Source organism: Marinobacterium sp. xm-g-59 (assembly GCF_013283315.1).
GTDB lineage: Bacteria > Pseudomonadota > Gammaproteobacteria > Pseudomonadales > Balneatricaceae > Marinobacterium_E.
In genome coordinates this window covers 1-10151 of record NZ_WBYR01000018.1, presented here as the reverse complement: position 1 = coordinate 10151, position 10151 = coordinate 1, and the positions used below count along the sequence as shown (strand labels likewise).

Here is a 10151-nt window from a genome sequence, read left to right as displayed (position 1 = left end):
TGAAAGAGCGGTCAGGTTAGAATGAGTCATGGCGTATCACCTTCTGTTGGTTGAGATTCTTGCAGGAATCAATCAACAGGATACGCCATTCTCCCTTTTCCCCGTACACCAGAAATCACCATAACTCTAACCAGAGTGTGTCCATTGAGATCATCAACGCATCGAGTTTGCGAACTAAGCCAACAAACTGGCCAACCTGGGGCGAGCTTATTTTTGCGTTGAAGGTTATCGGATCGGTGTAGTCAGGTACTTCATCGATGCCGTTGGACTCCATCAGTTTGTCCAAACGAGCTTGTTCGTTGTCTACCGCCTTAGCGCAATCCTCGATCAGATGGCTAATGATCTGTTCCACTTCATCAATTTCGTTCTCATCGCCAATGATGCGTAGGATGACATCGATTCCGTAGAGCGCACTGACCGTCCGTCTAAAAACACGGTCAACGACACGTTGTGCCTGTAAGCTGTTAATTGTGAATGATTGTTCAAAGATGGGTTTTGAGTAATTGGGTTTTGCTTGGGCCATAAGTTTGCTCCTGATATGACAATAATCAGTCCCTAGCCTAATCCTCTGTGAGGTAATGGCCTTTCAGCTAGGTGGAAGAATTGAGCATCTTTCTAACTATCCTGTCTGGATAAGACGGTTACACTGACTATCAAATATTGCTGATCTGTTTCAGTGATATCTGCGCCTAAGAGCATGAGCTCAAAGGAAGCCCGCCGCTGAGTATTCTCAGTGGTACTAAGAGGTAGCTAGCCTCCTTAAACAAATAGCCTGCATGTTTTTACATGCTCAACCATGCGTTCCTTACGGTTCGCCTTTTCACCACCCAACTGGGGGAGTTTTCCCCAGTTGGGGTTGACTCCTTCAAAACCAAATTAAGGAGTCACCCATGGAATATATCTTCGGATTTATCATCCAAATCGCAGGCATTATGTTGCTTGCAAAACTAAGCTGGTCGCTTTTGCGATTGCTTGCTCGTCAAAGCGTGCGCCCGTTTCGATTTGTACTTACTCAAATCAAGCGATTGCTCACACCAACACCAAAACGTCGTCCAATGGCAGTGCCTAAAGCTCCTGGTATGCCCCGTTTGACATCTGCGTTTTACAAAGAGCCACATCAGTACGACATGGCTTTACTCGAAATACCAACCTATCTGCGTCGTCAGTCTTCTTTGCCCAGCCGGGTAGAAGCGACTGTGTGCACAGAGTTCAACTAAGACGAGGAGAACATCATGAAAAACCAAGTAACACTCATAGGCTACGTTGGCTCTGAGCCAGAGACGCGAGCCTATCCATCAGGTGATTTAGTGACCAGCATTTCACTGGCCACTTCTGAGAAATGGCGCGACCGTCAATCCAATGAGCTCAAAGAGCATACGGAATGGCATCGGGTCGTTTTTCGAGATCGTGGTGGATTTAAGTTAGGGCTAAGGGCAAAAGATTTGATCCAAAAAGGAGCGAAGCTTTTTGTTCAAGGGCCTCAGCGCACGCGCTCATGGGAGAAAGATGGCATTAAGCATCGATTGACCGAAGTGGCAACGGCCTTCAAATCCGGGTCAGTAAAGGAGCCATCAAAAAGTTACAGAAACAACGCTCAACTCAGCATTCACTTTACAGCGTGACTAGGTTTTTGCTCACTCGATACCATGAAGCACAGATCTCGGTAGAGAAGCGGGACGATTGGCTCTCACATTCCTTCGAAGAATACAGCGTCGATAATCTTACAGTGAGAGGCATCGATGAGGTCATCAACGTTCCGAACATTGGACCTGTCGTGGTGACTCGTCATGCACTGGAACGGTTTGTGGAACGGCTTTCTGACGGTGTACCTAAGCATCCTTGGAAGGCTTTGTGCACTAAGCTGCTATGCTCGGGGCTAACTAAAGCCCAGTTACCAGAAAGTGTCGCTATCCAAAAAGCCAAAAAATATGCACAAGAGGCCGAGTTATGGCAGCATGTGGGGAGCAAAATGTACTTTGTTATGATTACGGGTGACTCAATGAAGACATTGGTTACGGTTTTTGCAGTAAAGTAAGCTAATGTAGTATTCGCACTTTATGAATATTACTTATGTGCCAATTGCAGACATTCCAACTTTAAGGCTGTAAAGTCCGCTTTTAGGTGTTAGCAGAACGCTTTGCTAATTGGCTGCCGCAGCGCAGCGTAGGCAGTCCAGTGGAGGCCACGCCTTTTGTGGCCGGAACGAAATTAAGCAACTTGTTAAGTGGCTTTGATTTTAGCTTTAATACCATCATAGCTCTGTGCGCGCACATTGATTTTACTGCCAGTATGGATCAGAACTTCCCTTGCTCCCATACCACTTGCAAGTTCACGTAAGACACGCTCCTCTATATCGCTTAGCCCACCATCAGTTTTTTCTAGTTGATGCATGATTACTCTCGGCGCGGCTCTTAACTTTGAGCTATTCAAAGTAAAAATACCATGCTGCAATATCTTTTCAGCCAGCATGAAATTTCCGATAAAACTTCTAGTGTGTGAAAAAGGGTTCGTTGTCTGAATAGTTGGCCCCGATAACGATTTAGCTTCTCGACCAATAGCCTTAATCTTTTCTTTTCCCTTTGCGCCTTCTAAATAACTGTGCCAAATAGTAGATCACTCAGGTAAGGGAACTCAATGCGGTTTGCGCGATCAGATCAGTCGCCAAACAAACCAAACCCACAAACGCATTGAGTATGAACAGGATAGCATTTTTATATGGCGCGGAAACCCGCCGATTGAAGAAGATTATTCATAAAACACGAGATAGAGACCTTTGCCGCCGTGCGAATGCCGTCTTGCTGGTGTTGAAAGGTAAAACCAAGTCAGAGGTTGCGAGCCTACTGCAAGCGGGGCGGTCATCGCTTAACCGCTGGTTGAAATGGTATGACGTTGCCGGTGTTGATGGTCTAAAAACTAAAGGCGTTGGTCGCCCCGTTAGGCTGAATCGGGATTTTATCTGTGGCGTGCTGAAAATTTTGCTGAAGTACACGCCAAGGACGCTTGGATATCAGCGTTCACGCTGGAGTACTGAGTTGTTTGCGCTGTTACTGAACAAGTTATGCAACATTCAGATCCACAGTTCAACAATCAGACGCTGGTTGCCCAAAGCAGGAATTGTCTGGCGGCGAGCTGCGCCAACGCTTTATATCCAAGACCCGGATAAAAAGGAGAAACTGGCGGTTATCCGGGAGGCGTTGGCAGATAACAGTATTGACCACCCGGTGTTTTACCAGGATGAAGTGGACATCCATCTGAATCCTAAAATCGGTGCAGATTGGGGGCACCGTGGCGCGCAGCGTAAAGTGGCAACACCAGGACAGAACAAGAAACATTATCTGGCGGGAGCATTACACGGCCAGACAGGGCAAATCGTTTATGTAGGTGGCGAGCGCAAGACCAGTGACTTATTTATTGAATTGCTGGAAAAGCTTAAAGGTCAGTATCGTCGGGCTAAAAGCATTCGGTTAATCGTGGATAATTACATCATCCACAAGAGCAAGAAAACCCAGAAGTGGCTGAGCGACAACCCAAAGTTCAAATTACTGTTCTTGCCGGTTTATAGCCCATGGCATAACAAAATTGAAAAACTGTGGCATGCACTGCACGAGACGATAACCCGGAATCATCAGTGCAAAACATGGATGATTTACTGGAGCAGGTTTACTACTTTATGGACACTGCCGCACCGTTTCCGGGCGGCAAGCATGGATTGAAGCAGGTGTATCACAATTAGGATCAGCTATTTAGCTAATTTTGATGAGTATGTGGTAGAAAACTCAATTGTTTTTCGCGAGCATAACAAGTATTCAAGAATGCTGTTAAATGCGTATCTGTTAGTTGATTCTTTTAAGTTGGCATTGGTAAACCAGTTCATTTCCATTTTTTCACCTGATACTAATAAAGTTGATCAATTTTATCCGATCTATTTCTTAACTTTTATTTTCAGTCTATTAAAGTTGCTCCCGTTGAGTGTTGGATTTGTTTTCATTGCTAAAGGATTAAGTATCAGAGCCGAAAGTGTTCAGAAAATATCTGGTCGTGTAATTAGTGATCTTAGGTCGAGATTTAACCAAAGCAAAAGAACGCATGATGATTCAAGTGTATAGCTTTTAGAATAAGGAGCATTATTGTGAAAATTTTTAGATTGATACTGCTAATTTTTATGGCGTCAAACCTTCTTGGCTGCGAATACATAGGCAAGCAACTCGCAAAACAGAAGTTCGACGAATTACAGCAAACTATCAAAAGTCAGGATCTTGAGATCAAGCAGTTAAAAAAGCGGATGGAGCAGCTTCAGGCTGAAGCGTTAATGTATAAAGAGAAAAGCGAAGAAAACGAAAGACGCAAGAAAAACCTGCAATCTATCTTCACCAGCAATTAACCAGTATTGGGATACCTAAAGGTATTAAATGAAAATCTATCAAGTTTATGACGTTTGGATGGCGCTACGAAAATCAGTAACTAACTTGCTGATTTTAAGTATTATCGCGAGTTTTATTTGCTATTTATTCGATTTTTTGCAAATTTTGCCTGTGTTCCTGCTTGCGATCTTAGGCCAAAGTATAATTATCTACCGGGCGAACCATCTCTATAAAATTGACCAAGTAACTCAAACCTTTACTTTTCCAGCTAGTGACCTTGAAAACAGTATTCTGGCTATTGTGCTAATGCAGCCATACTGGAATTTGATGCGACGAAAATCGGTACAACTTTCTACAATTGAAAATCTCTACCTGGATACTCAGCGTTGGAGCACTAAGCAGCAAGTGGTCACTGGAACAACTGTCAAAGGCAAGACAAAATTCAAACAAACTACTCCTATAATTCTATTCAGCTATTGTATATACTGCACAATCCGCGCTTTTTGTGTTCAGCGTTAATGTTACAGCCGCATTATCTAAGGAAAGTCACGCATGAATCTATCCAAAACGACAGTAAAACCTTTGCTGATCGCTGCCGGTGTTATTGTTGCTCTGTTTGTTATCGCTCAGAGATATTTATTATCTGATGAGTTGCCCGCGGATGTTGCTTCGGGTAATGGCCGGATTGAAGCAACCGAAATTGCTATTTCTGCGAAAACCGCTGGGCGGATCCGCGATATTTTGGTTAACGAAGGTGACTTTGTGACAGCGGATCAAGTGGTAGCACATATTGATTCAGAATCACTTACTGCTCAGCTGCAACAAGCTGAAGCGCAAGAGCGCCAAGCGCTAAATGCGGTTAGTGCGGCGTATAGCCAACTGGCACAACGACAAAGTGAAAAAGCGGCACTGGAAGCGGTATTAGCACAGCGCGAAGCCGAATTATCTGCTGCCCAAAACCGCTCGCGGCGTACTAGCACTTTAGCCAAAACTGGCGCGGCCTCGCAACAAACGGCCGATGATGATCAAGCACAATTGCGCAGTGCACAAGCCGTCGTTGCTGCGGCTAAAGCGCAGATAGATGCAGCAGCATCGGGTATTGCCGCGGCCAATGCGCAAATTCAATCGGCAGAGTCGGCCTCGGTTGCGGCGGCTGCCACCGTTAATCGCGTAAAAGTAGAGCTGCAAGATAATGTATTAAAGGCGCCGCGTGCTGGTCGTATTCAGTATCGAGTAGCGCAAGCTGGGGAGATTGTTGGGAGTGGCGGCCGGGTGTTAAATATGATCGATCTGACCGATGTGTATATGACATTCTTTTTACCCGCCGCGCAAGCTGGGCGTATTGCCATTGGTAGTGATGTAAGCATAGTGCTTGATGCGGCACCGCATGTGGCCATTCCAGCTAAAATTTCTTATGTTGCTGATGTGGCGCAATTTACACCTAAAACCGTAGAAACAGCCAGCGAACGTGAAAAACTGATGTTTAGGGTCAAAGCCAAAATTGATCCCGCATTGCTGCAAAAACATATTACGCAGGTGAAAACCGGTTTGCCGGGTGTTGCTTGGGTTAAGTTAAGTGACGACGCCAGCTGGCCTGCACATTTACCTGAGCGGGTTGCTTTATGACGGTAGCCCGCATTCGGCAAGTTAGCTTACGATACGGGAAAACACTGGCGCTAGATAACATCACCTTAGATATTCCCGCGGGTAAAATGGTGGGGTTGTTAGGGCCTGATGGTGTGGGTAAATCTAGCTTATTGTCGTTGTTATCCGGTGCTAAAGCGATTCAAAGCGGTCAAATTGATGTGCTAGATGGCGATATGGCCAGCAAAGCGCATCGTGAATATATTTGTCCACATGTTGCTTATATGCCACAAGGGTTGGGTAAAAACCTCTATCCCACCTTATCTGTTGAAGAAAACCTGCAATTTTTTGCCCGCTTATTTGGTCATTCTGCGCCAGAGCGGCGTCGGCGTATTGACGATTTAACGCAAGCAACGGGGCTGCAAAAATTTTTAAGTCGCGCAGCTGGCAAGCTTTCCGGCGGTATGAAACAAAAGCTGGGGCTGTGCTGTGCGCTAATTCATGATCCGCAATTTTTAATTTTAGATGAACCCACTACTGGCGTGGATCCGCTGGCGCGTAGCCAATTTTGGCAACTGATTAGCCGCATTCGTCAAAGTCGCCCACAAATGAGTGTGATTGTAGCAACCGCCTATATGGACGAAGCACAAGGCTTTGACTGGCTGGTAGCGATGGACGGCGGTAAGGTACTTTCAACTGGCACACCGGCAGAGATTTTACAGCGAACAGCATCGGCATCGTTAGAAGAAGCCTTTATTAAATTATTGCCAGAAGAAAAAAAACGCGGACATCAACCTGTTGAGATTACGCCATTAAGCCAGTTTGGTGCTGATGATATTGCCATTGAGGCGCAACATTTAACCATGCGTTTTGGTGATTTTACCGCGGTTAACGATGTTAGCTTTAAAATTGCTCGTGGTGAAATTTTTGGCTTTTTGGGTTCCAATGGTTGCGGTAAATCCACCACCATGAAAATGCTTACGGGTTTATTACCCGCGACAGAAGGCAAAGCCTGGCTATTTGGTAAAGAAGTTAACCCTGATGATATTAATACCCGTAAGCGTGTGGGGTATATGTCGCAAGCGTTTTCGTTGTACGGTGAGCTTACTGTAGAACAAAACTTAGTACTGCATGCACGGCTATTTCATGTGCCAGAACAGGATATTCCAGCGCGGGTAGCGGAAATGGTTAGCCGCTTTGATTTAGCAGGCGTGTTAGCCTATTTACCTGAAAGTTTGCCACTTGGTATTCGCCAACGTTTATCGCTGGCGGTGGCCATGGTGCATAAACCTGAGTTACTGATTTTAGACGAACCCACCTCGGGCGTGGATCCTGTTGCGCGTGATAACTTCTGGCGCTTACTGATTAGCTTATCGCGCCAAGATAAAGTGACTATTTTTATTTCAACGCACTTTATGAACGAAGCCGAGCGCTGTGATCGAATGTCGATGATGCACGCTGGTAGAGTACTGGATAGCGATAAACCGGCTTTATTAAGGCAAAAGCGTGGCAAGGATACACTGGAAGACGCGTTTATCGATTACTTGATTGAAGCCAGTGGCTCTGAGTCGCAAGCAGCACCCATTGAAGCTGCATTGGTTACTGCCGAGGCTGTGGATACGGTGGCAAACGAGCAAGTGCCATCTAAAAAATCGTTGTTTAGTATGCAGCGTATGTTTAGCTATATGTGGCGCGAATCATTGGAGTTACAACGGGATCCGGTGCGCAGCACTTTGGCATTACTCGGCTCCTTAATTTTGATGTTTGTGATGGGGTTTGGTATCAGCATGGATGTTGAGGATTTACGTTATGCGGTGCTAGACCGAGATCAAACCGCACTTAGCCAAAGCTATACATTAAGCTTATCTGGCTCGCGCTATTTTGTTGAGCAAGCGCCCATTAAAGATTATGCCGATTTGGATAAACGGATGCGAGATGGCGAGTTATCGCTGGTACTGGAAATTCCAGCCGGTTTTGCCCGAGATATTGAACGCGGAACGCCCGTAGCGGTAGGTGCTTGGGTGGATGGCGCTATGCCGCAACGGGCAGAAACAGTAAAAGGTTATGTGCAAGGTATTCATCAGCATTGGTTGGCCGAGCAAGCTAGAATGCGCACTAATACCAGCACCAGTAGTGCTGCCGGTATAGAAACCCGTTATCGTTATAACCCAGATGTGCGCAGTTTACCTGCTATGGTGCCGGCTATTATCCCGCTGCTGTTATTAATGATGCCCGCCATGTTAACGGCACTGGCCGTAGTACGTGAAAAAGAGCTGGGTTCTATTCTTAATTTGTATGTGACACCAGTAACCAAAACCGAGTTTATGTTAGGTAAACAGTTGCCGTATGTGGCACTGGCGATGCTTAATTTTCTACTGATGTGTTTATTGGCGGTAACACTGTTTGATGTCCCTATTACTGGTAGTTTTATCACCTTGTTATTGGCGGCGTTTTTATACTGCATTATCGCAACGGGTATGGGCTTGCTGGCTTCTACTGTGACCAAAAGCCAAATTGCGGCAATGTTTTTTGCGATGTTGGCAACCTTGATCCCTGCAGTACAATTTGCCGGTTTACTTGATCCTGTGTCATCCATGGAAGGTGGTGGTAGGGTGATTGGTGAGATTTATCCGGCTACTTATATGATTAATATTACCCGTGGCGTTTTTAGTAAAGCACTGGGTTTTAGTGATTTATATGATTCTTTTAAACCCTTGCTGTTAGCGGTACCGGTTATTTTGGGCGTAGCAATTGCACTATTGAAAAAGCAGGAGCGTTAAGTATGCAAGCCTTTGCCAATATTTATCGCTTAGGGGTAAAAGAGTTATGGAGCTTACGGCGTGATAAAATCATGCTGTTTTTGATTGTCTATACCTTTACGTTGTCGGTGTATACCGCTGCAACTGCGATGCCAGATACCTTAAATAAAGCGCCAATCGCTATTGTTGATGAAGATGCGTCACCGTTATCGGCCCGAATTGTTGGGGCTTTTTATCCTCCTCAATTTAATTTACCCGAGCTTATTTCATTGCCAGAAATGGATGCCGGAATGGATTCTGGCCGTTATACCTTTGTGGTAAATATTCCGCCAAATTTTCAAAGCGATATCCTTGCGGGCAATATTACCAATATCCAGCTAAGCACCGATGCCACGCGGATGAGCCAAGCATTTAGTGGTAGTGGCTATATTCAGCAAATTATTATGGCCGAGATCAGTGAGTTTTTGCAGCATCAGCGTGGGGTAAGTACTACGCCGGTAGATTTAGCGCTAAGAGTACGCTTTAACCCAACGCTGGAAAAAGCCTGGTTTGGTTCGGTGATGCAAATTATTAATAACGTTACCATGCTGTCTATTATTTTAACTGGCGCGGCACTTATTCGTGAGCGCGAGCATGGCACTATCGAACATTTGTTGGTGATGCCAGTAACGCCTACCGAAATTATGTTGGCAAAGGTGTGGTCGATGGGCTTGGTGGTATTGTGCGCGGCAGCGTTTTCCTTGGTTTTTGTGGTGCAAGGTGCGCTACAAGTGCCGATTGAAGGCTCGGTATTGTTATTTTTAGTGGGTGTGGCGCTGCATTTATTTGCCACAACGTCTATGGGCATATTTTTGGCTACGCTGGCGCGTAATATGCCGCAGTTTGGCATGTTAATGGTATTGATTTTACTGCCGCTGCAAATGCTCTCAGGTGGTTCCACACCAAGGGAAAGTATGCCTGAATTAGTACAAAATATTATGCTGGTTGCCCCCACCACTCATTTTGTCAGCCAGGCACAGGCCATTCTTTATCGCGGTGCTGGCTTGGATGTTGTTTGGCCGCAATTCCTGTGGCTGGTGATTATTGGCAGTGTTTTATTTGCCTTTTCGTTATCACGTTTTCGTAAAGCTATCACGCAAATGGCGTGACCAGCTATCTGCTAAGGCCAGCATCCGTTTATTTCTTAGTCTTAATTTATTTAATGGCTGCAGTGTCTTCTAAATCGTCGAGCAGGATACGCTTAATCTCTAAAATAGCCGCAGCGGTTTCCTGAACACTGTGGCCAGAGACAATAACTGTTTCAGATACCGCTTCAGGCAGTGACCTTTCCCCTTAGTTAGTACCACTTCTTCGATGAGATTTTGCTAAGCAGCACGCTTAGCGAATTCCTCTGGTGGCACATAGCCAAGTGCACTATGTGGTCTTACTTTATTGTAATGATCTCGCC

The 10151-nt window shown here is 45.5% G+C and carries 9 protein-coding genes and 3 pseudogenes; 9 read left to right on the top strand and 3 right to left on the bottom strand.

What is annotated here, in order from left to right:
• Positions 1-127 precede the first annotated feature (127 nt).
• Positions 128-523: pseudogene (locus XMG59_RS11845) on the bottom strand (hypothetical protein); the annotation flags it as partial.
• Between the two features lie 367 nt (positions 524-890).
• Here XMG59_RS11845 and XMG59_RS11840 point away from each other — a divergent pair.
• From XMG59_RS11840 to XMG59_RS12040, 3 genes and pseudogenes are all read left to right on the top strand, one after another.
• Entirely contained in the window at positions 891-1217 is a 327-nt protein-coding gene (locus XMG59_RS11840) for a hypothetical protein (RefSeq protein WP_000455722.1), read from the top strand.
• A gap of 15 nt (positions 1218-1232) precedes the next feature.
• Positions 1233-1622: a single-stranded DNA-binding protein gene (gene ssb, locus XMG59_RS11835; protein ID WP_371731645.1), complete on the top strand. Its 390-nt coding sequence runs from the start codon at positions 1233-1235 to the stop codon at positions 1620-1622.
• Positions 1526-2035: pseudogene (locus tag XMG59_RS12040) on the top strand (hypothetical protein); the annotation flags it as partial. The gene ssb and the pseudogene XMG59_RS12040, both read left to right, overlap by 97 nt.
• A 185-nt stretch (positions 2036-2220) precedes the next feature.
• Here XMG59_RS12040 and XMG59_RS11825 read toward each other — a convergent pair.
• On the bottom strand, positions 2221-2607 hold the full coding sequence (locus XMG59_RS11825) for a rod shape-determining protein (protein WP_173483637.1): 387 nt from the start codon (positions 2605-2607) through the stop codon (positions 2221-2223).
• Between the two features lie 86 nt (positions 2608-2693).
• On the opposite strand from XMG59_RS11825, the pseudogene XMG59_RS11820 reads away from it, so the two are divergent.
• The 6 genes and pseudogenes from XMG59_RS11820 (at position 2694) to XMG59_RS11795 (ending at position 9852) form a co-directional block, all read left to right on the top strand.
• Positions 2694-3733 (top strand): annotated as a pseudogene (locus tag XMG59_RS11820) (IS630 family transposase).
• Between the two features lie 396 nt (positions 3734-4129).
• Positions 4130-4381 (top strand): hypothetical protein, encoded by a 252-nt coding sequence (locus XMG59_RS11815; RefSeq protein WP_173483613.1) that lies wholly within the window; start codon positions 4130-4132, stop codon positions 4379-4381.
• Positions 4382-4409: 28 nt separating this feature from the next.
• Complete coding sequence (locus XMG59_RS11810; RefSeq protein WP_217363743.1) at positions 4410-4880, top strand: hypothetical protein; 471 nt, start codon at positions 4410-4412, stop codon at positions 4878-4880.
• Positions 4881-4913: 33 nt separating this feature from the next.
• Positions 4914-5987, top strand: coding sequence for an HlyD family secretion protein (locus XMG59_RS11805; protein ID WP_173483612.1), 1074 nt, complete (start codon positions 4914-4916; stop codon positions 5985-5987).
• On the top strand, positions 5984-8725 hold the full coding sequence (gene rbbA, locus XMG59_RS11800; RefSeq protein WP_173483611.1) for a ribosome-associated ATPase/putative transporter RbbA: 2742 nt from the start codon (positions 5984-5986) through the stop codon (positions 8723-8725). The genes XMG59_RS11805 and rbbA overlap by 4 nt, the downstream gene beginning before the upstream one ends.
• A 2-nt stretch (positions 8726-8727) precedes the next feature.
• The gene (locus tag XMG59_RS11795) at positions 8728-9852 is read left to right on the top strand and encodes an ABC transporter permease (protein WP_173483610.1); all 1125 of its coding nucleotides are present in this window, start codon (positions 8728-8730) and stop codon (positions 9850-9852) included.
• A 216-nt stretch (positions 9853-10068) separates the two neighbouring features.
• On the opposite strand, the gene XMG59_RS12325 is transcribed toward XMG59_RS11795, so the two are convergent.
• On the bottom strand, positions 10069-10151 hold an 83-nt coding region (locus XMG59_RS12325), incomplete at its 5' end, for an integrase core domain-containing protein (RefSeq protein ID WP_173489325.1).

Coding starts and splice junctions, on each gene's coding strand:
- XMG59_RS11840 (WP_000455722.1), top strand. CDS start 891: ATGGAATATATCTTCGGATTTATCATCCAAATCGCAGGCATTATGTTG.
- ssb (WP_371731645.1), top strand. CDS start 1,233: ATGAAAAACCAAGTAACACTCATAGGCTACGTTGGCTCTGAGCCAGAG.
- XMG59_RS11810 (WP_217363743.1), top strand. CDS start 4,410: ATGAAAATCTATCAAGTTTATGACGTTTGGATGGCGCTACGAAAATCA.
- XMG59_RS11805 (WP_173483612.1), top strand. CDS start 4,914: ATGAATCTATCCAAAACGACAGTAAAACCTTTGCTGATCGCTGCCGGT.
- rbbA (WP_173483611.1), top strand. CDS start 5,984: ATGACGGTAGCCCGCATTCGGCAAGTTAGCTTACGATACGGGAAAACA.
- XMG59_RS11795 (WP_173483610.1), top strand. CDS start 8,728: ATGCAAGCCTTTGCCAATATTTATCGCTTAGGGGTAAAAGAGTTATGG.